The sequence below is a fragment of the Paucibacter sediminis genome (assembly GCF_030254645.1).
Lineage (GTDB): Bacteria > Pseudomonadota > Gammaproteobacteria > Burkholderiales > Burkholderiaceae_C > Paucibacter_B > Paucibacter_B sediminis.
The window spans coordinates 4,983,655-5,007,735 of sequence record NZ_CP116346.1 but is presented as its reverse complement, the minus strand read 5'-3'; the positions used below and the strand labels follow the sequence as shown (position 1 = coordinate 5,007,735).

Below are 24,081 nucleotides of genomic sequence, written 5' to 3'. Positions count from 1 at the left end.
GTTGAGCGCGCTTGAGCAATTGATCGAGGCGCTGCGGCGCCTGCCCGGCGTGGGTCAGAAGTCGGCGCAGCGCATGGCCTACCACCTGCTGCAGCATGACCGCGAGGGTGCGCAGCGCCTGTCCGCCGCGCTCGCCGCGGCGGCCCAGCAGGTGCAGCATTGCCAGCGCTGCCATACCTTCAGCGAGGCGGCGCTGTGCCCGGTCTGCCTGGATGCCACGCGCGACGCCAAGCTGCTGTGCGTGGTGGAGACGCCGGCCGACCAGGCGGCGCTGGAGCGCACCGGCTCCTACCGCGGCTATTACTTCGTGCTGCAGGGGCGCGTCAGCCCATTGGACGGCATCAGCACCAAGGACATCGGCGTGGCCGAGCTGCTGGAGCGGGCGTCCGACGGCCTGGTGGAGGAGGTCATCCTCGCCACCAGCTTCACCGCCGAGGGCGAGGCCACCGCCCATGTGGTGGGCGAGGTGCTGCGCGCGCGCGGCCTGCGTTCCACCCGCCTGGCGCGCGGCGTGCCGGTGGGCAGCGAACTCGAGTATGTGGACCTGGGCACCATCGCGCATGCCCTGGTGGATCGACGTTGAACCCGCGGGGCCTCTTGTCTCATGACCTTTGCCAACTACTGCATCATCATCGCGGCCCTGCTGCCCATCGTCTGTGCCGGCATCGCCAAGTCGCCCGGCATCGGCAAGCGGCGCAGCGCCGGCGGCTATGACAACCACCAGCCGCGTGCCTGGCTGGCCCAGCTCACCGGCCGGCAGGCGCGCGCCAATGCGGCGCAGTCCAACAGCTTCGAGGCCCTGCCGCTGTTCATTGCCGGCGTGCTGGCGGCGCAGCAGATGCATGCGCCGCAGGAGCGCGTGGACCTGCTGGCGCTGGGCTTCATCGCCGCCCGCGTCGTCTACATCGCGCTCTATGTGAGCGACAAGGCCTCGGCGCGCTCCATCACCTGGTTCGTCGGCATGGGCTTCAGCATCGCGCTGTTCTTCAGCGGCGCTGCGTGAGCTGACGCGACAGCACCGGCGCGCTGTTGTTCATGGCGGTGACGGTGCGGCCGCCCACGCGGGCCGCCGGCTTGCTGGCGGGCCTGGGCTTGCCAGCCTGCGCCACGCGCGTGGGGGCCGGCTCGGCCTGGGCGGTGTAGATCACCAGCGGCTGGCCGGGCTTGAAGCTCGCCTTCACGCCCACCTTGTTCCACTGCGCCACCTGGCCGGCGCTGACGCGCCAGCGCTTGGCCAGCGAGGCCACCGTATCGCCCTTGCCGGCCTTGAGCGCGACGCGCCGCAGCGGCGGCACATCGGGCGCCAGGCTCATGCTGGCGTTGTCGGCCAGGTGCTCGGAGACATCCTGGTCGCGGTGCGCGGTGCGCGGCACCAGCAGGGTCGAGCCCTGCTTGACCAGCATGCGCGCCGGGATCTTGTTGAGCTCGCGCAGCTGCGCCTCGCTCATGCCCAGCTGCTTGGCCGCCTCGGCCGGCTTCATGGTCTTGGGCACCACCCAGGCGGTCCAGCTCGCCAGCGGGCCGCGGTTGACGGCCTGGTGCGCGGCCAGCTGGCCGATGAAGACGGCGGCGTTGTCGTAGGGCAGCAAGACCTGGCCCCCAGCCTCGCCGCCGGCCTTGGCCAGGATCACCGGCTGGTTCATCTGCGGGTTGAACTGGCGGAAATGCTCCTCGCTCATGCCGGCCAGATTGGCGGCCAGGGCCACGTCCATGTCGCGCTCGATCTTCACCGACAGGAAGTAGGGGTGGTTGGCCACCGGCGGCAGGCTCAGGGCATAGGCGTCCGGGCGTAGCACGATGTTCTTTACCGCCTGCAGCTTGGGCAGGTAGTAGCGCGTCTCGTCCGGCATCTTGATGCTGTCGTAGTCGGTCGGCAGGCCGGCCTTCTGGTTGCGCGCGATCGCCTTGCTCACATTGCCCTGGCCCCAGTTGTAGGCGGCCAGCGCCAGCTGCCAGTCGCCATCGAACATCTTGCCGAGGCGGCCGAGATAGTCGAGCGCGGCGCGCGTGGAGGCCAGCACGTCGCGCCGGTCGTCGCGAAAGACGTTCTGCTTGAGCGCGAAATCGCGGCCGGTGGCGGGCATGAACTGCCACATGCCGGAGGCCTTGACGCGCGAGGTGGCGTCGGTGACGAAGGCGCTTTCGACGAAGGGCAGCAGGGCCAGCTCGGTGGGCATGCCGCGCTTTTCAACTTCCTCGACGATGTGGAACAGATAGCGGCTGCCGCGCTCGGTCATGCGCTGCACATAGTCCGGGCGGGCGCTGTACCAGGCCTCGGCGCGGCGCACGCCCTCGTTGTCGAGCTCGGGCATGGCAAAGCCGCGGCGGATGCGCGCCCACAGGTCGGCCTGGGCGGCGGCGTCGTTGAGGTCGATCTTGGCGCCGGGGTTGAGGCTGTCTTCCAGCAGGGCCATCGATTCGCTCTCGGCCTGGCGGAAGCCCTGCTGCGCGGTGTCGGTGGTCTTGGGCGGCGGGGCCGCGGCCTCGCGTTCGAGCGGGGCGGCGGCGGGCGGCGGGCCCGCATCGGGGGCGGTGGTGGCGCAGGCGCCCAGCAGCAGGGCGGCCGCCAGGCTCGCGAGGGTCAGGACTTGCCTGGGGGGGCTCAAATGCATGCTCATCGATAGTCGTTCTTCCATTGCCGCAAGCTGGCGAATACCGCGAGCGGCGAACCGTCGGCGGCGATGGGGACCTGCTGGTGTTCGCTGCGCCACTGCATCGCCGACGCGATCACGTCGGCGGCCGTGCAACGCAGGAACGGGTTGATCTCAAGTTCGCGTGCCAGGCTGGAGGGCAGGGTGGGCAGGCCGGCCGCACGCTGCGCCTCGCACCAGGCCTGGTACTGCTGCAGGGCCTGGTTGGCGGGCTCTATGGTCCGCGCAAAGCGCAGATTAGACAAGGTGTATTCATGCGCGCAGCAAACCCGCGTGTCGCCCGGCAGCGCCGCCAGCTGCTGCAGCGAGGCCAGCATCTGCGCCGGGCTGCCCTCGAACAGCCGGCCGCAGCCGCCGGAGAACAGGGTGTCGCCGCAGAACAGCAGCGGTGCCGAGCCGTCGCTGGGCGCGTCCAGCACGAAGGCGATATGGCCGGCGGTGTGGCCGGGCACGTCCAGCACGCGCAGGCGCTGGCCCAGCAGCGTCAGGCTAGCGCCGCCGCTGAGCGGTTCATAGGGGCCCGGGATGGCCTCGCCGGCCGGGCCCCAGACCTGGCCCTGCAGCACCGGGCGCAGCTCGGCCAGGCCGCCCACGTGATCGGCGTGGTGATGGGTCACTAGAATGCCCGCGAGGCGCAGCGACAAGGAGCGCAAGGTCTGCAGCACCGGCGCGGCATCGCCTGGATCAACCACCAGGGCTTGAACGCCGTCATGCAGCATCCAGATGTAGTTGTCGTTGAAGGCGCTGATGGCGACCAGATGCAGGGCGACCAGATTCATGCAGTGAGCAAGAGTTAGTGCGGCGAGGGCGATGACACGCGAATCCCAAATTGTAGAGCTCGCCGCCTGGCTGCAGACGCCGCCCGGGCGCTATCTGCTGGCCTGGGAGCAGGCGCGGCTGGACGAGGCGGTGGCCGATCTGTTCGGCTTTCACGCCCTGCAGCTGGGCCTGCCCGAGCTGCAGGGCCTGCGCAGCAACCGCATGCCGCACCGCTGGCTGGCGCTCGATTCGCTCGAGCAGCCCCTGCTCGACTGGCCCCTGGACGAGCGCCCGGCGGCGGTGTCGCTGCACTGCGAGTTCGATGCCTTGCCCTTCGAGTCCAACAGCCTGGACCTGGTGGTGCTGCCGCATGCGCTGGAGCTGGCGCTGGACCCGCACCTGACGCTGCGCGAGGTCGAGCGCGTGCTGCGGCCGGAGGGGCGGCTGGTGATCCTGGGCCTGAACCCGGCCAGCCTGTGGGGCTTGAGGCAGAATCTGGGGCGCTTGCGCAGCCGTTTCCGCCTGCGCGGCGAGCCACCCCTGTTCCTGCCGCGCGCCGGTGATTTCATCGGCTACTGGCGCTTGCGCGATTGGCTGCGCCTGCTGAGCTTCGAGGTCGAGCAGGCGCAGTTCGGCTGCTACCGGCCGCCGCTGCGCAGCGCCGCCTGGCTGGCGCGCTGGCAATGGCTGGAACGCCTGGGGCCTCGCTGGTGGACCGTGCTGGGCGCGGTCTACTTCGTGGTGGCGGTCAAGCGCGTGCATGGCATGCGCCTGGTCGGCTTGGCGCGGCAGCAGCGCCGGCAGGCGCGCGGCGCCTCGGCGGTGGCCCTGAATTCGCACCCGCATCAGTTTTCTTCTTCTTCCTCTTCGATACGAGATCCATGACAGAACCCAAAGCGGCCGCGGCCCAGATTGCCAAGCCCAGCGTCGTCATCTACACCGATGGTGCTTGCAAGGGCAACCCCGGCCCGGGCGGCTGGGGTGCCTGGTTGAGCGCCGGCGGCCACGAGAAGGAAATGTGCGGCGGCGAGGCCAACACCACCAACAACCGCATGGAACTCACCGCCGTGATCGAGGCACTGGCCTCGCTCAAGCGCAGCTGCCAGATCGTCATCTACACCGACAGCGAATACGTGCGCAAGGGCATGACCGAATGGATTGCCGGTTGGCAGCGCCGCGGCTGGAAGACCGCCGACGGCAAGCCGGTGAAGAACGTCGAGCTCTGGCAGCGCCTGGACGCGCTGCGCAAGCTGCACCAGGTGGAGTGGCGCTGGGTCAAGGGCCATGCCGGCGATCCGGGCAACGAGCGCGCCGACGCGCTCGCCAACAAGGGCGCGGCCTCAGTGGGCCGCTGAGCCGCGCGCGTGCGCAGGGCGCCCGGTGCGCCCAACTGGCACCCAGAAAACCGGCTCCGGTCGCAGCGGTGCCCGGGCCGGGCGCTGAAATCCGCCATTCGCCGCTACAGTGCGCGCTCGGAGACCCGCGCGCATGAGCTTGATCAAGAAGACCCACACCGTTGTAGCCCTGCTTGCCCTGGCGGGCCTGAGTGGCCTGGCCTATTGGTGGCAACACCGCCCCGAGGGCAGCGCGGCTGCCGCCATTGCGCCCAAGGCCGCGGGCGCCAGCGGCCCCGCCCTGGTGGAGGGCCGCGCCGTCGAACTGCTGACGCTCACCGACGACGCCCAGGCGGTGGGCAGCCTGCGCGCGCGCCAGTCGGTGGTGCTCAAGCCCGAGGTCAGCGGCCGCGTCGTCAAGCTCGGCTTTACCGATGGCCAGCGCGTGCGCCGGGGTCAGGTCTTGATACAGCTGGACGATGCCTTGCAGGCCGCGCAGTTGCAGCAGGCCGAGGCCCAGGCCGGCATCGCCCGCACCCAGCTGCAGCGCAATCGCGAGCTGCTGGCGCAGAACTTCGTCTCCGCCAGCGTGGTGGATCAGGCCGTGGCGGCGCTGCAGGTGGCCGAGGCCCAGGTGGCGCTGAGCCGCGCCCAGCTCGGCCGCATGCAGGTGCTGGCGCCGTTTGACGGCGTGGCCGGCATCCGCAATGTCAACCTCGGCGAGTACGTCAAGGACGGCGCCGAACTGGTGAGCGTGGAGGACGCCTCCTCGATGTGGGTGGACTTCCGCCTGCCCGAGCGCTATGTGCCCAGCTTGAGGCTCGGCCAGCCGGTGGAGCTCTTGCTGGATGCGCTGCCGGGCCGCAGCTTCACGGCCAAGGTCGAGGCGCTCGATACCCAGCTGGATGCCGGCGGCCGCGCCATGCTGGTGCGCGCGCGCCTGGACAAACCCGGCAGCGAGCTGCGCTCGGGCCTGTTCGCCCGCGTGCGCGTGGTGTTCGCCACGCGTGCCCAGGCCCTGGTGGTGCCCGAGGAGGCGCTGGTGCCGCTGGGCGGCAAGCAATATCTGTTCAAGCTGGTGGATGGCGCGGGCGGCAAGCAGGCGCAGCGGCTGGAGGCGCGCCTGGGCCTGCGCGTGCCGGGCAAGGTCGAGGTGCTGGACGGCTTCAAGGCCGGCGACTGGGTGGTCACCGCCGGCCAGTCGCGCCTGACGCGCGGCGAGCAGCAGGCGGTCAAGCTGGTCGATGTGGACAAGCAGGGCGGCGCCGCCGCCAATGCCGTGAATCCAGCCGCGGCCTCTGCAGCCAGCCGCTAAGGGGCAGATCGCATGCGCTTGTCCGAAATTGCGATCCGCCGCCCCGTCTTCGCGACGGTGATGTCACTGCTGCTGGTGCTGGTGGGCTTTGTCTCCTTCAGCAAGCTCTCGCTGCGCGAATACCCGCGCATCGACGAGCCGGTGGTGACGGTCAGCACCCGCCTCACCGGCGCCTCCTCGGAGGTGATCGAGAGCCAGGTCACCAAGCCGCTGGAGGATTCGATCTCCGGCATCGAGGGCGTCGATATCGTGACCTCGATCTCGCGCTCCGAGTCGAGCCAGATCACGGTGCGCTTCAAGCTCGAGAAGAACCCCGACAACGCCGCCGCCGATGTGCGCGATCGCGTCGCGCGCGTGCGCTTTCGCCTGCCCACCGCGGTGGACGAGCCGGTGATCGCCAAGGTCGAGGCCGATGCCCAGCCGACGCTGCGCATGGTGTTCACCAGCGAGACCCTGGACCCGCTGCAGGTCACCGATGTGGTGAACCGCATCGTCAAGCCGCGCCTGCAGACCATCCCCGGCGTGGCCGATGTGGAGACCGGCGGCGACCGCCGCTATGCGATGCGCGTCTGGCTCGACGCCGACCGCCTGGCCGCCTACAAGCTCACCGTGCAGGACGTGGAGGACGCGCTGCGCCGCCAGAACCTGGAGGTGCCGGCCGGCCGCATCGAGAGCCAGCAGCGCGAGTTCAACGTTACCGCGCGCACCGATCTCAACAGCGCGGCCGAGTTTGCCGAGGTCGCGCTGCGCCAGGTGAACGGCAGCGTGATCCGCCTCAAGGACGTGGCGCGCATCGCCGAGGCCGCCGCCAGCGAGCGCTCGCGCGTGCGCCTGAACGGCCTGCCCGCGGTCTCGGTGGGGGTGATCAAGCAGGCCACCGCCAATCCGCTGGAGGTCTCGGCGGCCGTCAACGCGATGCTGCCGCGCCTGCAGCAGGACCTGCCGGCGGGCATCGTGGTGCGCCCGGCCAGCGACAACGCCATCTTCATCGACCGCTCGATCCAGTCGGTCTACCACACCATTGCCGAGGCGGTGGTGCTGGTGGCCCTGGTGGTGTTCGTGTTCCTGCGCACCCTGCGCGCCTCCATCATCCCGCTGGTGACGATTCCGGTCAGCCTGATCGGCTCCTTCGCCATCATGGCGGCGGCCGGCTTCACCGTGAACACCATGACGCTGCTGGCCCTGGTGCTGGCGATCGGCCTGGTGGTGGACGATGCCATCGTGGTGCTGGAGAACATCTTCCGCCATATCGAGGAGGGCCTGGCGCCGCTGCAGGCCGCCTTCCAGGGCGCGCGCGAGATCGGTTTCGCGGTGGTGGCGATGACGCTGACCCTGGTGGCGGTGTTCGCGCCGCTGGCCTTCACGCCCGGCCGCACCGGGCGCCTGTTCGTCGAGTTCGCGCTCACGCTGGCCGGCGCGGTGCTGGTGTCGGGCTTCGTGGCGCTCACGCTCACGCCCATGATGTGCTCCAAGCTGCTGCGCCACAACGCCCGGCCGACGCGTTTCGACGCCGGCATGGAGCGCGTGCTGGTGTGGATCAGCGAGCGCTACGCCGCCCTGCTGCGCCTGGCGCTGCGCCAGCGTTGGCTGGTGGTGATGCTGATGCTGGCCTCGGGTGCGGGCAGCTGGTGGCTGTTCGTCAACGCCAAGTCCGAGCTCTCGCCGATGGAGGACCGCGGCGTGGTGGTGATGCCCATCACCGCGCCGGATGGCGCCACCATGGAATTCACCGCGCGCTACCTCGATGCGGTCGAGCGCATCGGCGCGCAGTACCCCGAGTTCGACAAGCGCTTCGTGTTCGCCGGCGGCGCCACCGTGTCGCAGGGCATCGCCATCCTGCGCACCGTGGACTGGGACGAGCGCAAGAAGAGCACGCAGCAGCTGGCGCGCAGCCTGATCCCGCAGGTCAGCCAGCTGCCGGGCGTGAACGCCTTCCCGATCACGCCGCCCAGCCTGGGGCAGGGCTTCAACTCGCGGCCCATCAACTTCGTCATCGTCACCGGCGACAGCTACCAGAACCTCGCCAAGGTGGCGGCCCAGTTCACCGCCGAGATGGGCAAGTACCCGGGCTTTGTGCAGATCGACAACGACCTGCGCCTCAACAAGCCCGAGATCTATCTGGAGGTGGACCGCGAGCGCGCCGCCGACCTGGGCGTGCAGGTGGACCAGGTGGCGCGCACCGTCGAGACCATGCTGGGCAGCCGCGCGGTGACGCGCTACAAGCGCGATGCCGAGCAGTACGACGTGCTGGTGCAGACCGAGTCGCAGCACCGCAGCACGCCGCAGCAGATCGAGCGCCTGTTCGTGCGCGGCAAGGGCGATGCGCTGGTGCCGCTGTCGTCGCTGGTGAAGGTCAGCGAGGCGGTCAGCCCCAAGGAACTGAACCATTTCAACCAGCGCCGCTCGGTCTCCATCACCGCGGGCCTGGCGCCCGGCTATGCGCTGGGCGAGGCGCTGGTGAAGATGGATGAGATCGCGCAGCAGCAGCTGCCGGTGGGCTATGCCACCGAGCTGAACGGCGTGTCGCGCGAGTACAAGTCCTCCTCGGGCGCGCTGGGCCTGGTGTTCGTGCTGGCCCTGCTGTTCATCTTCCTGGTGCTGTCGGCGCAGTTCGAGAGCTTTGTCGACCCCTTCGTGATCCTGCTCTCGGTGCCGCTGTCGATGGTGGGCGCGCTGCTGGCGCTGCAATGGTCGGGTGGCACGCTCAACGTCTATTCGCAGATCGGCCTGATCACGCTGGTGGGGCTGATCACCAAGCACGGCATCCTGATCGTCGAGTTCAGCAACCAGCTGCGCCAGCAGGGCCGCGCTACCATGGATGCGGTGGTGGAGGCCGCGGCGCTGCGCCTGCGCCCGATCCTGATGACCACCGGCGCGATGGTGCTGGGCGCGCTGCCGCTGGCGCTGGCCTCCGGCGCCGGCGCCGAGAGCCGGCAGCAGATCGGCTGGGTGATCGTCGGTGGCATGAGCCTGGGCACGCTGTTGACGATCTTCGTGGTGCCCACCATGTACACCTTGTTTGCACGCAAGGCGGTGCCGGGCGAGATCACCGTGCCGGCCCTGCAACATTGACAGGAGCTGTGATGGCGCGGATTTGCAAGCTGTTGCTGGTTTCTCTCCTCGCCACCACGCTGGCCCAGGCCAGCACGCTGCGCTTCTGCGCCAGCGGCAGCCCCAAGACCTTTGATCCGGCCAACACCGATTCGGGCATCGACCATGTGGCGACCCAGCCGGTCTTCGACGGCCTGCTGGAGGCCGAGCGCGGCAGTGGCAAGCTGATCCCGGGCCTGGCCGAAAGCTGGCACATCAGCGCCGATGGGCGCCAGCTGCGCTTCAAGCTGCGCCATGGCGTGAAGTTCCATCGCACGCCGTGGTTCACGCCCACGCGCGACTTCAATGCCGACGACGTGCTGTTCACCTTCGGCCGTCTGCTCGACCCCAAGCATCCCTTCCAGCAGGCCTATCCGACCATCTCGCCCTATGTGCTCTCGCTGGGCTGGAGCAAGCTGATCAGCAAGGTGGAGCGGCTGGCCGACGACGAGGTGGCGATCACGCTCAGCAGCGTCGACGCCTCCTTCCTCAGCATGCTGAGCTTTGCCTTCGCCGCCATGCAGTCGGCCGAATACGGCGCCCAGCTGCTGAAGGCCGGCAAGGCCGCGCAGATCGCGCAGCTGCCGGTGGGCACCGGACCCTTCGTGTTCAAGAGCTTCCAGTCCGACAGCGTGCTGCGCTACACGCGCCACCCCGACTATTTCCGCCGCGATACCGCGCTGGTCGACCAGCTCGTCTATGCGATCACGGTGGACCGCAATGTGCGCACCCAGCGCCTGCGCCGCAATGAATGCGACATCGCCGCGCTCACCAGCGCCGCCGATGTGCAGGAGCTGGCCAAGGACGCGGCGATCGGCTTTGCCAGCGCGCCGGGCCTGAACGTGGGCTTCCTGGCCTTCAATCTGAAGAAGCCGCCGTTGGACAAGCTGGCGGTGCGGCAGGCGCTGGACATGGCGATCGACAAGCCCACGCTGTTGAAGACGGTGTTCGGCCCGGCCGGCGAGCTGGCGGTCTCGACCATGCCGCGCGCCAGCTGGGCGCATGACGCCACGCTCAAGCCCGTGCCCTATGCGCCCGAGCAGGCGCGCGAGTTGCTCAAGCGCGCCGGTGTCAGCGGCCTGAATGTGACGCTCTGGGCCATGCCGGTGCAGCGCTTCTACAACCCGAATGCGCAGCTGATGGCGCAGATGATCCAGGCCGACTGGGCCAAGATCGGCGTGCAGGCGCGCATCGTCAGCTATGAATGGGGCGAGTACCTGAAGCGCGTCGATGCCGGCGAGCACGACACCGCGCTGCTGGGCTGGAACGGCGATACCGAGCCGGCCGACACCGCCGGCCAGCTGGCCTGCGGCGCCGCCAGCGCCAGCTTCTTCTGCGACAAGGCCTATGACGAGGCGATCCAGCAGGCCAGGCAGACGCTCGACCAGGGCCAGCGCCAGCAGCTCTATGCCAAGGCGCAGCGCATCGCGATGGCCCAGCTGCCCTGGAGCGTGATCGCCCATGGCGAGCTGACCGTGGCGGTGCGCAAGAACGTGCAGGGCTTCAAGCTGGGGCCTGATGGCCGCATGCGCTTCGACGGTGTGACGCTGCGCTGAGCTGAACTGAAGAAAGCGGCTCAGGCCGGCGAGGTGTAGCTGCGCAGGCCGTCGAGATGCAGCACCTTGATGCCGCGCCGCTCGGTGCTGAGCAGGCCGGCTTCCTCCAGCTGGTGCAGGGCGATGTTGGCGCGCTGGCGCGACACGCCGGCCAGTTGGCCCAGCTCGGACTGGCTCAGTTCCAGGAACTGGCCCGGCTCCGGATAGAGCTCGGGGTTGAAGAAGCTGGCCAGGCAGCGCGCCACCCGTTCGGTGGAGTTGAGCAGGCGGTCGTGGCTGAGCCGGGCGATGAAGCTGCCCATGCGCGCGCTCATCAGCTGCTGCAGATAGTGGTTGAAGGGCAGGCTGGTGGCGCGCAGCCATTCGAAGGTCTCGCGCGGCATCAGGGCGATGCGGCAATCGCGCAGCGCCACCGCGTCGTACTGCCAATGGCCATGCTTGATCAGCGTGCCCTCGCCGAACCAGCCACCGCTGGCCACGCTGATCAGGGTGGTCTCGCGCCCGTCGGCGGTGCCGATGCTCATCTTGCCGAAGCCGCTGATCAGGCCCACCCAGTACTCCGCCTTCTCGCCGCTGCGCACCAGGTACTCGCGCGCCGCTACCGGGCGCTCGCGGCATTCGCGCAGCACACGCTGCAGTTCCGCCGCGCTGAGGCGGCGGCCCCACAGCGAGGATTCGAGCATTTGGGTGAGGCTGATATGGGTCATGGTCGGTGCCGCATTCTAGGAACCTAAAATGCGCCAAACCTTGAGGGAACCCCGATGAGCATCAAGAGCGACAAGTGGATACGCCGCATGGCGGAGAGCACCGGCATGATCGAGCCCTTCGAGCCCGGCCAGGTGCGCGAGGTGGACGGTCGCAAGATCGTCAGCTACGGCACCTCCAGCTATGGCTACGACATCCGCTGCGCGCCCGAGTTCAAGATCTTCACCAATGTGCACAGCACCGTGGTGGATCCCAAGAACTTCGACGAGAAGAGCTTTGTGGACTTCCAGGGCGATGTCTGCATCATCCCGCCCAACAGCTTTGCGCTGGCGCGCACCGTCGAGTACTTCCGCATCCCGCGCAATGTGCTGACCATCTGCCTGGGCAAGAGCACCTATGCGCGCTGCGGCATCATCGTCAACGTCACCCCCTTCGAGCCCGAGTGGGAAGGCTATGTGACGCTGGAGTTCAGCAACACCACGCCGCTGCCGGCCAAGATCTATGCCGGCGAGGGCTGCGCCCAGGTGCTGTTCTTCGAGAGCGACGAGGTCTGCGAGACCTCCTACCGCGACCGCGGCGGCAAGTACCAGGGTCAGCGCGGCGTCACCCTGCCCAAGGCTTGAGGCTCCGCATGATCGAATAAGGCGGGTCTTGACCCGCTTTTTTTCGCTTAAGTTTTGCGGGCGGCCGGCATCATCGAGCCCATCAGCAATCCCTGATGTCGAGGCCCCCAATGATCATTCCGCTGCACCTGGTTCCAGACGCTGGCCCGGCTCCGCTGGAGTTCTTTGACGCCCGGCAATGGCAGAGTGGCCCGCAGGTCACGAGTGCCGGTTTTTCGCTGGACCCCGCGCTGCTGCCCGGCCAGACGCTGGACATCGGCATGCCGATCGCCGGCCCGGTGGATGTGCGCGACCTGCATGTGCTGCAGGAGCTGATGCAGGGCGAGGGCATGAGCCTGCAGCCCACCCGCATGCTCTACGACCGCCTCTACGCCTTCGAGCGCCTGGCCGCCGCCCATGCCAGCGGGCAAGCCGCCCTGCAGGCGCTGGCGATGCGCTTGTTCGGCGACTACCAGCGTGCCGGCGAGTGGATCGGGCTCATTCACTGAGCGTCGATTTCACAGCGCGGTGAGCCAGTCGCAGCGCAGCCGCCCATGGCGGTGCAGGCGCAGCCTGGCGCTGGCATAGAGGCTGGGTACCAGGGTGGCGGTGAGGCAGGCCGGCAGCGCCGCCCATTCCTCGATCAGCATTGCGCTGGGCATGCCCATCCAGCCCATCACCCAGCAGGTCAGCACCAGGTTCCACACCGCCAGTTCGACCGGATGCTGGTGTGCATGGCCGATCATCCAACGCTTCACCTGACCCAGTTGCTTGAGCTTCATGGCGGCCTCCGGTCCCGCGTGGACACCGGGTGGCGTCAGCTTCGCGTCAGTAAGTTATCGGTCAGGATCAGGGAAAACGCCAGCCCCTAAATCGGTGTTGTGCGACGAGCGCCCGGGGCGCACCCGCCGCGCTGTGCGATCGCAAGCAGAATGGCCGCAACCCCCTTGCTGGAGTGACGATGAGCCCATCCCGCCTGCGTCTGCTTGCCGCGCTGCTGCTGTGCACCGGCCTGGCCCACGGCCCCTTGCGAGCCCAGCCCGCCTTGCTACAGGCCGCCGAGGCCGAACGTCCGGCCCTGCTCAAGACCCTGGAACAGCTGGTGGCGGTCGAGAGCGGCAGCCGCGAGACCGCCGGCCTGGGCCAGATCGCCGAGCTGCTTGCCGGCCGCCTCAAGGGCCTGGGCGCCGAGATCGAGTGGTTGGAGCCGCGCGAGGTCTACCGGATGGAAGACACGCCCGAGACCCTGGCGCGCCATCTCAAGGCCCAGTGGCGTGGCAAGGGCAGCAAGAAGCTGCTGCTGATCGCGCACATGGATACGGTCTACCCGGCCGGCATGCTGGCCCAGCAGCCCTTCGGCCTGCGCGAGGACCGCGCCTATGGCCTGGGCATTGCCGACGACAAGCAGGGCCTGGCGCTGGTGCTGCACAGCCTGGCCTTGCTGAAGGCGCAGGGCTATGCCGGCTGCGGCCAGATCACCGTGCTCTTCAATGCCGATGAGGAAATCTCCTCGCCGGGCTCGCGCAGCTGGCTCACCCAGCTGGGCGCCGAGCACGATGCGGTGATGTCCTTCGAGGGCGGGGGCGGCAGCCAGGATGCGCTGCGCCTGGCCACCGCCGGCATCGCCTCGGTGAACCTGACGGTGCATGGCCGCGCCGCCCATGCCGGCAGCGCGCCGCAGAACGGCGTGAACGCGCTCTACGAGCTCTCGCACCAGATCCTGCAGATGCGCGATCTCTCCGACGCCAAGACCGGCGTCAAGCTCAACTGGACCATGGCCAAGGCCGGCATCGTGCGCAATATGGTGCCGCCGCTGGCCAGCGCCTCGGCCGATGTGCGGGTGCTGCGCGTGGCGGATTACGACGAGCTCGAGCGCAAGCTGCAGGCGCGCATCCAGAACCGCCTGTTGCCGGAGGCGCGCGTGGAGCTGCAGTTCGAGCGCCGCCGCCCGCCGCTGGAGGCCAGCAAGGCCGGCCAGGCCTTTGCCGAGCATGCGCGGCAGCGCTTTGCCGAGATCGGCCGGCCGCTGCGCGTCGACGCGGTGGCGAGCGGCGGCGGCACCGATGCGGCCTTTGCCGCGCTGCGCGCGCGCGGCCCGGTGGTGGAGGGCTTCGGCCTGCGCGGCGGCGGCGCCCACACCACCGATGCCGAGTTCATCTACCTCGACTCGATTGCGCCGCGCCTGTACCTGGCCACGCGCATGATGATGGACTTCTGCGATGCCCGGGTGGCGGCGGAGTAGGGCATTGGCGACCCGGCCGTTGATGCTGGCGCTGGCCTTGCTGCTGGCGGCCTGCGCCAGCCCTGGCCCGGCGCCGGAAAAGCGCCACAGCGCGGCCGAGCTGCAGCGCTACCAGCCGAGCGACTTCCGCTGGGCGCCGGCGGCCGGCGCCGCCGAGCGCGCCATGCTGGCGGACGAACAGGCGCGGCAGCGCGCACGCGTGGCGCGCTTGCAGCGCGGTGAGGCCGCGGCGCTGGCCGAGCTGCCCGCCGCACTTGCCAGCGCGGCGCAATTCAACCTCGAGATCGAGGCCCTGCGCGCGCCACTGCTGGCGGCCCTGCCCGGCGTGGCCCAGCAAGCACCGGACACGCAGCGCGCCCTGCTGACGGCGGCCTATGCCCTCTATGCCCCGGCCGCCGCGCCGCTGCTCTGGCCGCTGCTGCCCAGCCTGCAACGGCCGCGCGAATACGCCATCGCGGCCTACACCCTGCTGAAGGCCCAGCCCGAGCTGGCGGGCGCATTGCGTGCCCAGACCGAGGCGCAATTCCCGCCCTGGCGCGAGGAGCCGCGCCTGCGCGCCCTGATGGCCAGCCTGGGCCCGCCCGCCGCCGCGCGCCCGCCCCTGCCGGAGCTGCTGGCCGCGCCGCTGCGCCCCGGCTACCCGGTGGTGTTCAGCCTGCAGCGGCCCAGCCGCGGCCAGTTGGGCCTGGCGCTGGTGCGCGGGCCCGATGGGCGCTTCGTGCGCGAGCCGGATGGCCGCCTGTTCGCCGTGCCGCAGCTGGCGCTGTCGCGCAGCGGCCTGCCCGGCACCATCAGCATGGGCAACACGCCGCAAGGCCTGTTCACGCTGCGCGGTGCCGGCACCGCCACCAACCCCTGGATCGGTCCCACGCCCTATCTGCACAGCATGCTGCCGGTCGAGGCCACGCCGGCCGAGTTCGAGCATGCCGCCGGCCCCGCGCTGCCGCCGGCCCAGCCCTGGAGCGAGGCGCTGTACGAGAGCTTTCTGCCGCCGGCCTGGGCCGCCTACGAGCCCTTCAAGGAGGCCTGGCTGGCGGGCCTGGCCGGGCGCGACGAGATCCTGATGCATGGCAACACCCTCAACCCGGGCTACTACCCGGGTGCCGCCTATGCGCCTGCGGTGCCGCAGGCCGGTTGCCTGGTGGCGGCGGAACACTGGGATGCGGCGGATGGCCGCCTGCTGCGCAGCGACCAGCTGCGCCTGGCCAAGGCCTTCACGCGCAGCGGTGCCGAGCATGGCTATCTGGCGGTGGTGAACCTCGAGGACGATGGCGCGCGCGCGGTCACCTTGGACGAAGTCCTGCCCCTGGTGCTGCAAGCCGAGCAAAAATACCTGCAGGGCAAGAACTGACCCCAAGGAGACGGCCATGCCGCAACACAGCAGCCCGGAGCAACAAGGGCGCCTCGCGCAGATCCATGCGCTGCAGGCACTCGAGCATGGCAAGGTGGTGAGCGCCGCCGCCGCGGTGGCGCTGATCCAGGATGGGGATTGCCTGGCCAGCTCGGGCTTCGTGGGCATCGGCTTTGCCGAGAACCTGGCGGTGGCGCTGGAGCAGCGCTTCTTGGCCACCGGCTCGCCGCGCGAGCTCAGCCTGGTGTACGCGGCCGGGCAGGGCGATGGCAAGACGCGCGGCCTCAACCACCTGGGCCACGCCGGCCTGCTCAAGCGCGTGGTGGGCGGCCACTGGGGCCTGGTGCCGGCGCTGCAGCGCCTGGCGCTGGCGGGCGAGATCGAGGCCTGGAACCTGCCGCAGGGCGTCATCACCCACCTCTACCGCGACATCGCCGCCGGCAAGCCCGGCCACCTCAGCCGTGTCGGCCTGGACACCTTCGTCGATCCGCGCCATGGCGGCGGCGCGCTGAATGCGCGCAGCACCGAGGCGCTGGTGCGGCTGATGCCCATCGATGGCGAGGAGTACCTGTTCTACAAGGCCTTCCCGATCGATGTGGCCCTGCTGCGCGGCACCACCGCCGACACCGACGGCAACATCACCATGGAGCGCGAGGCGCTCACGCTGGAGACGCTGGCGATCGCGATGGCGGTGCGCAACAGCGGCGGCATCGTGATCGTGCAGGTGGAGCGCCTGGCCGAGCGCGGCAGCCTCAATCCGCGCCAGGTCAAGATTCCCGGCGCCCTGGTGGACGCGGTGGTGGTGGCCGAGAAGCCCGAGTACCACCAGCAGACCTTTGCCGAACCCTACAGCCCCGCTTTTGCCGGCGAGCTGCGCGTGCCGATGGCGGCCGCCACGCCGATGGCGCCGGGCCCGCGCAAGGTGATCGCGCGCCGCGCCGCGCTGGAGCTCAAGTCCGGCCAGGTGGTGAACCTGGGCATCGGCATGCCCGAGGGCGTGGCGGCGGTGGCGGCCGAGGAGCATCTGATCGACCTCATCACCCTGACCGCCGAGCCCGGCGTGATCGGCGGCATCCCGGCCGGCGGGCTGAACTTCGGCGCCGCCATCAACACCCAGGCGGTGATCGACCAGCCCTACCAGTTCGACTTCTACGATGGCGGCGGCCTCGACCTCGCGGTGCTGGGCCTGGCCCAGGCGGATGCGCAGGGCAATGTCAACGTCAGCCGCTTCGGCGCGCGCCTGGCCGGGGCCGGCGGCTTCATCAACATCAGCCAGAACACCAGGAAGCTGGTGTTCGTGGGCCAGTTCCTGGCCGATGGCAGCCCCAAGTTCGTGCCCGCGGTGGAGCACCGCACCTTCTCGGGCCGCGAGGCGTTGCGGCGCGGCCAGGAGGTGCTCTACGTCACCGAGCGCTGCGTGCTGCGGCTCACCGCGGCCGGCATGGTGCTGAGCGAGCTGGCGCCGGGCCTGGACCTGCAGAAGGACGTGCTCGATCTGATGGGCTTCCAGCCCCTGCTGCCGGCGCCACCCCGGCCGATGGAGGCGGCGCTGTTCGAGGAGGCCGGCCTGGGCCTGCGCGCGCGCCTGCTGATGCTGCCGCTGGCCGAGCGCTTCAGCTATGACGCCGCCAAGCGTCAGTTCTTCCTCAACTTCGAGCGCCTGTCGGTGCGCACGCTGGACGATGTGGAGGCGATCCGCGCCGAGGTGGAGAAACGCCTGGCACCGCTGCCGCACAAGGTCTGGGGCATCGTCAACTACGACCATTTCTTCTGCGAGCCGGCGCTGCTGGAGGCCTATGCCGCGATGGTGCGCGAGCTGAGCGACCGCTACTACCTGAACGTGACCCGCTACGGCGCCGCCGGCTTCGCGCGCAGCCGCCTCAGCGCGGCGCTGAGTTCGCACGGCGTGGCGCCGCAGCTGTTCGACTCGGCGCAGCAGGCGCTGGCGCAGTTGTAGCGGCCGCGCACTTGCCTGCCGGGCCTGCCCTCCGTACATTGGGGCGCATGGGCCTGAGGCTGAAGATCATCGTCACGCTGCTGGCCATCCTGTCCGCCATGGCGGGCCTGAGCGTGTGGGTGGTGCGCGAGCAATTGCTGGCGGATGGCCTGGTGCAGGAGCGCGTGGAGGCCGAGAAGGACCTGCGCCGCCTGCTGCTGGCGCTGGATGCGCAGTTGGTCCAGCTGGACGTGGTGCTGGGCTCCTGGTCCAACTACACCGCCATGTTCGAGCATGTGGCGCAGCCGAACGCGCAGTTCCGGCGCGATGAATTGACGGCCGCCTCGCTGCAGGCCGGCCATATCGACTGGTTCTACCTGCTGGATGTAGAGGGCCGCACGCTCGAACAGGTGGAGGTGCCCGCGCCCGATGGCGCCCGGCCCATGCAGGCCCATGCGGCGCAACTGCAGGACGGGCTGCTGGCCCATGTCGGCGTGCTGGCGCGCGGCGCGCAGCCGGGTTGCGGTCTCACCCTGATCGGCGCGGCGCGCGCCCTGCTGTGCTTCCGGCCGCTGCTGCGTTCCGACCGCAGCGGCCCGGCGCGCGGCACCGTGGTGATCGGGCGCTGGCTCACCGCGGCCATGGTGGACTCGGTGCAGCGCCAGACCAAGCTGCGGTTCCAGCTGCTGCCGGCCGGCACCGCGCCGGCGGGCGCGCGCATGGGCGCAGCGCTGGAGGCGCAGTTCGCCCAGGGCGTGCCGACGCTGAGCCTGCACGCGCGCGAGCTGGACATGGACCTGCCGGTCAGCGGCATCGGCGGGCAGGCGGTGGCCCTGCTGCGCATGAGTGCGGCGCGCGGCACGCTCGAGCGCCTGCAGCAGAGCCAGGGCTATCTGACGCGCGGGCTGGTGCTGCTGATCCTGCTCACCGGCATCGGCATGATGGTGGTGGTGGACCGTCTGGTGGTGCGCCGCCTCAGCCGGCTCGAGCAGGAGCTGCGCTCGGTGGTGGACAGCAACCACTGGGCCGGCCAGCTCGAGGTCACGGGCCAGGACGAGATCGGCCGCCTGGCGCAATACGCCAACGGCATGATCCAGCTGGTGCGCCAGCAGATGGTGGAGTTGACGGCCCAGTCCACCACCGATGTGCTGACCGCACTGCCCAACCGCCGCAAGTTCGACGAGTGCCTGGCGCGCCTGCTGGCCGCCCACCAGCGCCATGGGCGTGGCGGCGCGCTGGTGCTGGTGGATGTGGATTTCTTCAAGCGCTACAACGACAGCTACGGCCATCCGGCCGGCGACCAGGCGCTGCAGGCGGTGGCGGGCTGCCTGCGCGCCCAGGCACGCCGGCCCGAGGACCTGGCGGCGCGCCTGGGCGGCGAGGAGTTCGCCCTGCTGCTCGAGGAGGTGGACCTGGCCGGCGCGCTGGCCGTGGCCCGGCAGGCCTGTGCCGCCGTGCAGGCCCTGGGGCTGGCCCACCGCGCCAGCGAGGTACTGCCGGTGCTGACGATCAGCTGCGGCGTGGCCCTGCTGCGCGCCGGCGACAGCGCCGAGCTGCTGTACTCACGCGCCGACCAGGCGCTCTACCGCGCCAAGTCCGCGGGCCGCAACCAGGTGGCGGCTTAGGGCCGCAGGATTTCGCGCCCGACGTTCTGCAGCTGGGTATGGCCGGTGAAGGCCATCGTCAGGTCCAGCTCCTTGTGGATGATCTCCAGCGTCTTGCTGACCCCGGCCTCGCCCATCGCGCCCAGGCCATAGAGGAAGGCGCGGCCGATGTAGGTGCCGCGCGCGCCCAGGGCCCAGGCCTTCAGCACGTCCTGGCCCGAGCGGATGCCGCCGTCCATATGCACCTCGATCTGCGACCCCACCGCCTCGACGATGGCGGGCAGCGCATGGATGCTGGATTCGGCGCCGTCCAGCTGGCGGCCGCCATGGTTGCTGACGATCAGCGCGTCGGCGCCGGAGGCCACCGCCAGGCGCGCGTCCTCGACGTCCTGGATGCCCTTGAGTATGAGCTTGCCGCCCCAGCGCTTCTTGATCCATTCGACGTCGGCCCAGCTGAGCTGGGGATCGAACTGCTTGGCGGTCCACTCGGACAGCGAGCCCATGTTCTCCACCCCCTTCACATGGCCGACGATGTTGCCGAACTGGCGCCGCGGCGTGCCCAGCATGCCCAGGCACCAGCGCGGCTTGGTCATCAGGTTGATGAGGTTGGCGATGGTGGGCTTGGGTGGCGCGGACAGGCCGTTGCGGATGTCCTTGTGGCGCTGGCCCAGGATCTGCAGGTCCAGCGTCAGCACCAGGGCACTGCACTGGGCGGCCTTGGCGCGCTCGATCAGGCGTTCGATGAAGTCGCGGTCGCGCATCACGTAGAGCTGGAACCAGAACGGCGCCTTGGTGCGCGCGCGCACGTCCTCGATCGAGCAGATGCTCATGGTCGAGAGCGTGAAGGGGATGCCGAACTTCTCGGCCGCCCTGGCCGCCAGGATCTCGCCGTCGGCATGCTGCATGCCGGTCAGGCCGGTGGGCGCGATCGCCACCGGCATCGCCACGCGCTGGCCCACCATGGTGGTGGCGGTGCTGCGGTTCTCCATGTTCACGGCGACGCGCTGGCGCAGCTTGATGGCCTGGAAATCGGCCGAGTTGGCGCGGTAGGTGCTCTCGGTCCAGGAGCCCGAATCGGCATAGTCGTAGAACATGCGCGGCACGCGCCGCTGGGCCAGCAGGCGCAGATCTTCGATGCAGGTGATCACGGGCATGGGGGTCTCCTTGGGTTGGAACGCATGCTAGGGCCTGGGCCGCGGCGCGCCGGGAAAGTTCTTCAGCCGCGGGCTGAAACTTATTCTTCCTGCAGGCGCTGGCAGCGGCCGCGCAGCCAGGCGCCGAAGGCGGCCGCCGCGCCCGAGCCGCTGTGCTGCAGCAGGCCATAGCATTTGGCGGCCGGCACGCTCAGGGGGAAGAGCCGCTGCAGCGCGCCGCTGTGCAGATAGGGGCCGGCCAGCGTCGGCCGCCCCAGCGCCACGCCCTGGCCGCACACCGCGGCCTCCAGGGTCAGGCCGAGGTCGACGAAGCGCGTGCCGCTGGCGGGCTCGGGCCAGGCCAGGCCGGCGGCGCGCAGCCAGGGCGTCCAGGGCTCCAGCGGCGTGCGCAGCAGCGGCCAATCCTGCAGGTCGGCGGGCTGGCGCAGCGGTGGCATGCGCGCCAGCAGGCTGGGCGCGGCCATCGGCGTGACCACGTCGCGCAGCAAGACCTGACCCTCGGGCATGTCGCCATGCCGCACCTCCACGTCCGCCGGCGGGCTGGTCTCGTCCAGATAGGGGATCGACAGCACCAGCTCCAGCTCCAGCTCGGGATGGGCGGCGGTGAACTCGGGCAGAGCCGGCACCAGGATCTGGCGCGCGAAGGTGGGCGGCACGGTGACGCGCAGGCGCTCCAGGCGCTGGGCGCTGCGCTGGTGCAGGGGCACGGCCGCCAGCAGGCTCAGCGCGGCGCGCACCTGCTCCAGATACTCCTTGCCGGCGGCGCTCAGCGCCAGCGGCTTGGCGGTGCGCATCAGCAGCGTCAGGCCCAGCAGCTCTTCCAGCGTGCTGATGCGCTTGCTGACCGCGCTGGCGCTGACGCAGAGCTCCTCGGCGGCACGCTCCAGGCTGCCCAGCCGGGCGGTGGCTTCAAAGGCGCGCAAGCCGTCGATGGAGGGGAAGCGGAGGTCCGAAGCGGGGGCGCTGCTCATGCCCGCACTGTAGCGGCATGCGATGATTTGCCCATGAGCGAAACCTCGGTGCCCCTGCTATTGCCGCGCCGGCCGGTCTGGCAGCGCCTGCTGTGGGTGCTGGCCGGCATTGCCAGCCTGGCGCTGGGCATCATCGGCATCTTCGTGCCGCTGCTGCCCACCACGCCCTTTGTGCTGCTGGCGGCCTTCTGCTTTGCGCGCGGCAGCACGCGCTGCGAGGCCTGGCTGCTGAACCATCCGCGCTTCGGGCCAATGGTGCGCAACTGGCGCGACCACCATGCCATCCCGCTGCGCGCCAAGCAACTGGCCTGGACCATGATGACGCTGGGCTCGCTGTGGGCCGCCTACCGGCTGCCGCTGGCCTGGTGCTGGCTGCCGGCCGCCTGCTGCGCCTGCGTGGCCTTCTGGATGTGGCGCCTGCCGACGCGCTGAGCACCTGAGCGTCAGGCCCGCTCTCAGGTCCGCCCTCAGACCTGCGCGCTACGCGGCAGGCGCATGCGCAGGCACATGCCGCGCGGCCGCTCGGGCAGTTCCAGGCTGCCGCCCAGCTTGTGCACGATGCTGTAGACGATGTACATGCCCAGGCCCGAGCCGCCCTGGCCGCGCTTGGTGGTGAAGAAGGGCTCGAAGGCATGGCGGCGCGCCTCCGGGCTGAGGCCCACGCCGTCGTCGCTGTAGCTGATCAGCAGCTGATCGGCGCCGCAGGCCTCGGCAGCGATCTCGATCTGGCCGCCCCGGCCCGTGGGGAAGGCATGGGTGAGGCTGTTCATGATGAGGTTGGAGAACACCTGGGTGAGCAGGCCGGACACCTGGGTCATCTCGAGCGCTTCCGGGATGTCGAGCCTGCATTCGATGCCGGCCTTGCGCAGCACCGGGCTGTGCACCGAGACCACGCTGCGCAGATAGTCGGCCAGCCTGAAGGTCTCCAGGGTCTCGGCCTGCTGGTCCACCGAGATGCGCTTGAAGTCGCCGATCAGGGTGGCGGCGCGCTGCAGATTGCGCTCCACCAGCTCGGCGCTGGCGTGCATCTGCTCGGCCAGGGCGGTCAGCTCCTGGCGGCTGACGCGCTCGCCCCGCAAGGCCTGCAGGCTGCGCGCGGCCGCATCGCCCAGGCCCGAGGCCGCCGTGATGGCCACGCCCACCGGGGTGTTGACGTCATGCGCGACGCTGGCCACCAGCCGGCCCAGCGAGCTGAACTTCTCGCGCTCCATCTCCTGCTGGGCGCGCTTGGCCTGGGCCAGATCCAGCGCCAGCAGCAGGCGCTCGTAGAGCTTGGCGATATGGCTGGCGCGCAGCAGCTCGTCGCGCGACCAGGCGCGCAGCGCGTGCTGCTGGTCCAGCCACAGCACGGCGCGCACCCGACCCTGCAGCCGCAGCGCGAACTCCAGGCGCGACTGCGGCAGCACCAGCCCGCTGGCGCCGGCCAGCGCGCTGAGCTCGGCATGGCAGGGGTGCAGGCTCCACTCAGACAGCGCCAGCGGCTGGTGCAGCGCGTCCAGCATGGCCAGGTAGCTCGGGCAATGCTCGGCGTCCAGCTGCGCCGCGGCCACCGGCGGCAGCGGGGCAAATTCGCCGCGGCCCTGGGCGTCCCACCAGAACTGCACCGCGTCCACCGCCAGCACCGATTCGATCTCGGGCCGCATCGCCTGCACCGCGGCGGCCAGGTCCTCTTCGCTTTCGATGCTCCACATGCGGTTGGACAGGTTCAGCAGCCGCTCCTCGGGCGGCTGCTGGCTGAGGTCGAAGCGCGCCAGGGCGCTCAAGCGCTCGGGCAGGCTGAGCCGGTAGAGCTCGCCCTCCAGCTCCTGGTGCTGCCAGAGATGGTTGAGGGCGGCCTGCAGGCGGCCCTGGTTCTGGTAGAGCTTGGCCAGCGCACGGTGCGCGGTGCTCTGCTGGCGGCGCGCGCCCAGCCGCCGCGCCAGCTCCAGGCTCTCCTCGCCGCAGCGTATCGCCTCGGCGATGTCGTCGCCCGCCGCGGCCAGCTCGGTGAGGGTGGCGCTGGCCATGGTCTGCAGCCAGGCATAGCCGGCCTGGCGCGCGCGCGCCAGCGCCTCGCGGCACAGCTGCAGGGCCTGCTCATGCTGGCCGCGCGCCTGGGCGCTGCGCGCCTCGTGCCATTGCGCCTCGGCCACATAGTCGCGATGCCCGGCGCGCGCCGCCGCCGCACGGCCCAGGCCGAACTCCTGCGCCGCCGCCTCGTACTGCTGGCGGTTGAACAGGCCCACGCCGAGGTTGATGCGCAGCTTGCTTTCCAGGTAATCGTCGTCCAGGCCTTGCAGCAGGCCGCGCGCATCGCTGTGGAAACGCTCGCCGGTGGGCCAGTCGCCCAGCGCGTAATGGATCTGGCCGAGGCCGATGCGGGCGGCCACGCCGGTGCGCCCATCGCCCAGCATGGCGGCCAGGTCCAGCGCCTGCGACCAATGCGTGCTGGCGAGCTGGTATTCGCCCATCTGGTAATGCAGCCGGCCCAGCGCCTCGTGCAGGCGCGCCGCCTGCTGCGGCAAATGCGCCTCGGTGGCCTCATTCAGCCCGGCCTCGAGCTGGCGGCGCAGGTCCAGCGCCAGGCCCAGGCGTTCCAGCACGAAGAAGCGGCCGTACAGGGCGTCCAGCGCCGCCGCCGTCCGGCCTTCGGCCTGCCAGCGCGCGCCGAGCTGCTCGTACAGGGCCGGTGTGCAGCGCGGATGCCGCAGCGCGGCGCGGCGCAGGCGCTGCAGGCAGGGCTGGGGTTCCTCGGCGTTCGGCGTGGTGGGCGTCATGCGGCTCGGTCGGGCTCAGAGCTTGAGCATACCCAGCCCCGGCCCGGGCGTGTAG

Annotated in this window: 21 protein-coding genes; 14 read left to right on the top strand and 7 right to left on the bottom strand. The window is 70.2% G+C overall.

Annotated features, from left to right (window positions below; all coding sequences use genetic code 11):
- Position 1 precedes the first annotated feature (1 nt).
- Positions 2-583, top strand: a complete 582-nt coding sequence (gene recR / locus PFX98_RS23240; protein WP_285232849.1) for a recombination mediator RecR — start codon at positions 2-4, stop codon at positions 581-583.
- Positions 584-604: 21 nt separating this feature from the next.
- Positions 605-1,003 (top strand): MAPEG family protein, encoded by a 399-nt coding sequence (locus PFX98_RS23235; RefSeq protein WP_285232848.1) that lies wholly within the window; start codon positions 605-607, stop codon positions 1,001-1,003.
- Here PFX98_RS23235 and PFX98_RS23230 read toward each other — a convergent pair.
- Together PFX98_RS23230 and gloB are read right to left on the bottom strand one after the other, a co-directional pair.
- Entirely contained in the window at positions 987-2,618 is a 1,632-nt protein-coding gene (locus PFX98_RS23230; protein ID WP_285232847.1) for a transglycosylase SLT domain-containing protein, read from the bottom strand. The genes PFX98_RS23235 and PFX98_RS23230 overlap by 17 nt on opposite strands.
- Positions 2,615-3,415 (bottom strand): hydroxyacylglutathione hydrolase, encoded by an 801-nt coding sequence (gene gloB, locus PFX98_RS23225; RefSeq protein WP_285235680.1) that lies wholly within the window; start codon positions 3,413-3,415, stop codon positions 2,615-2,617. The genes PFX98_RS23230 and gloB overlap by 4 nt, the downstream gene beginning before the upstream one ends.
- A gap of 46 nt (positions 3,416-3,461) precedes the next feature.
- Between gloB and PFX98_RS23220 the strand changes: the two genes are divergently transcribed.
- The 5 genes from PFX98_RS23220 to PFX98_RS23200 all read left to right on the top strand — a co-directional run bounded on the left by PFX98_RS23220 (position 3,462) and on the right by PFX98_RS23200 (position 10,705).
- Positions 3,462-4,295: a class I SAM-dependent methyltransferase gene (locus PFX98_RS23220; RefSeq protein WP_285232846.1), complete on the top strand. Its 834-nt coding sequence runs from the start codon at positions 3,462-3,464 to the stop codon at positions 4,293-4,295.
- A complete protein-coding gene (gene rnhA, locus PFX98_RS23215) occupies positions 4,292-4,765 on the top strand; it encodes a ribonuclease HI (RefSeq protein ID WP_285232845.1) in 474 nt (157 codons plus the stop codon). Before PFX98_RS23220 ends, rnhA begins: the two co-directional genes overlap by 4 nt.
- A 133-nt stretch (positions 4,766-4,898) precedes the next feature.
- On the top strand, positions 4,899-6,059 hold the full coding sequence (locus PFX98_RS23210; RefSeq protein WP_285232844.1) for an efflux RND transporter periplasmic adaptor subunit: 1,161 nt from the start codon (positions 4,899-4,901) through the stop codon (positions 6,057-6,059).
- Positions 6,060-6,071: 12 nt separating this feature from the next.
- On the top strand, positions 6,072-9,131 hold the full coding sequence (locus PFX98_RS23205) for an efflux RND transporter permease subunit (RefSeq protein ID WP_285232843.1): 3,060 nt from the start codon (positions 6,072-6,074) through the stop codon (positions 9,129-9,131).
- Positions 9,132-9,163: 32 nt separating this feature from the next.
- A complete protein-coding gene (locus PFX98_RS23200; RefSeq protein WP_285232842.1) occupies positions 9,164-10,705 on the top strand; it encodes an ABC transporter substrate-binding protein in 1,542 nt (513 codons plus the stop codon).
- Positions 10,706-10,725: 20 nt separating this feature from the next.
- Here the strand turns inward: PFX98_RS23200 and PFX98_RS23195 are convergent, their stop codons facing one another.
- Entirely contained in the window at positions 10,726-11,412 is a 687-nt protein-coding gene (locus tag PFX98_RS23195; RefSeq protein WP_285232841.1) for a Crp/Fnr family transcriptional regulator, read from the bottom strand.
- Between the two features lie 54 nt (positions 11,413-11,466).
- On the opposite strand from PFX98_RS23195, the gene dcd reads away from it, so the two are divergent.
- Entirely contained in the window at positions 11,467-12,033 is a 567-nt protein-coding gene (dcd, locus tag PFX98_RS23190) for a dCTP deaminase (RefSeq protein WP_285232840.1), read from the top strand.
- A 110-nt stretch (positions 12,034-12,143) separates the two neighbouring features.
- On the top strand, positions 12,144-12,521 hold the full coding sequence (locus tag PFX98_RS23185) for a hypothetical protein (RefSeq protein WP_285232839.1): 378 nt from the start codon (positions 12,144-12,146) through the stop codon (positions 12,519-12,521).
- A gap of 9 nt (positions 12,522-12,530) precedes the next feature.
- Here the strand turns inward: PFX98_RS23185 and PFX98_RS23180 are convergent, their stop codons facing one another.
- Positions 12,531-12,794 carry a hypothetical protein gene (locus PFX98_RS23180; protein ID WP_285232838.1) on the bottom strand — a complete coding sequence of 88 codons (264 nt, stop codon included), beginning with the start codon at positions 12,792-12,794 and terminating at the stop codon, positions 12,531-12,533.
- Between the two features lie 179 nt (positions 12,795-12,973).
- Between PFX98_RS23180 and PFX98_RS23175 the strand changes: the two genes are divergently transcribed.
- From PFX98_RS23175 to PFX98_RS23160, 4 genes are read left to right on the top strand one after another with little or no spacing between them, the layout of a single operon-like run.
- Positions 12,974-14,254: a glutamate carboxypeptidase gene (locus PFX98_RS23175; RefSeq protein WP_285232837.1), complete on the top strand. Its 1,281-nt coding sequence runs from the start codon at positions 12,974-12,976 to the stop codon at positions 14,252-14,254.
- A gap of 4 nt (positions 14,255-14,258) precedes the next feature.
- On the top strand, positions 14,259-15,605 hold the full coding sequence (locus PFX98_RS23170; protein WP_285232836.1) for a hypothetical protein: 1,347 nt from the start codon (positions 14,259-14,261) through the stop codon (positions 15,603-15,605).
- Between the two features lie 16 nt (positions 15,606-15,621).
- Complete coding sequence (locus tag PFX98_RS23165; RefSeq protein WP_285232835.1) at positions 15,622-17,562, top strand: acyl CoA:acetate/3-ketoacid CoA transferase; 1,941 nt, start codon at positions 15,622-15,624, stop codon at positions 17,560-17,562.
- A gap of 47 nt (positions 17,563-17,609) precedes the next feature.
- Positions 17,610-19,166 (top strand): GGDEF domain-containing protein, encoded by a 1,557-nt coding sequence (locus tag PFX98_RS23160; protein WP_285232834.1) that lies wholly within the window; start codon positions 17,610-17,612, stop codon positions 19,164-19,166.
- On the opposite strand, the gene PFX98_RS23155 is transcribed toward PFX98_RS23160, so the two are convergent.
- Both PFX98_RS23155 and PFX98_RS23150 read right to left on the bottom strand, forming a co-directional pair.
- A complete protein-coding gene (locus PFX98_RS23155; protein ID WP_285232833.1) occupies positions 19,163-20,299 on the bottom strand; it encodes an alpha-hydroxy acid oxidase in 1,137 nt (378 codons plus the stop codon). The genes PFX98_RS23160 and PFX98_RS23155 overlap by 4 nt on opposite strands.
- Positions 20,300-20,379: 80 nt before the next feature.
- Positions 20,380-21,270, bottom strand: coding sequence for a LysR family transcriptional regulator (locus PFX98_RS23150; protein ID WP_285232832.1), 891 nt, complete (start codon positions 21,268-21,270; stop codon positions 20,380-20,382).
- Positions 21,271-21,303: 33 nt separating this feature from the next.
- On the opposite strand from PFX98_RS23150, the gene PFX98_RS23145 reads away from it, so the two are divergent.
- A complete protein-coding gene (locus PFX98_RS23145) occupies positions 21,304-21,702 on the top strand; it encodes a YbaN family protein (RefSeq protein WP_285232831.1) in 399 nt (132 codons plus the stop codon).
- Positions 21,703-21,737: 35 nt separating this feature from the next.
- Here PFX98_RS23145 and PFX98_RS23140 read toward each other — a convergent pair whose 3' ends face one another.
- Entirely contained in the window at positions 21,738-24,026 is a 2,289-nt protein-coding gene (locus tag PFX98_RS23140) for a sensor histidine kinase (protein ID WP_285232830.1), read from the bottom strand.
- Positions 24,027-24,081: the final 55 nt, after the last annotated feature.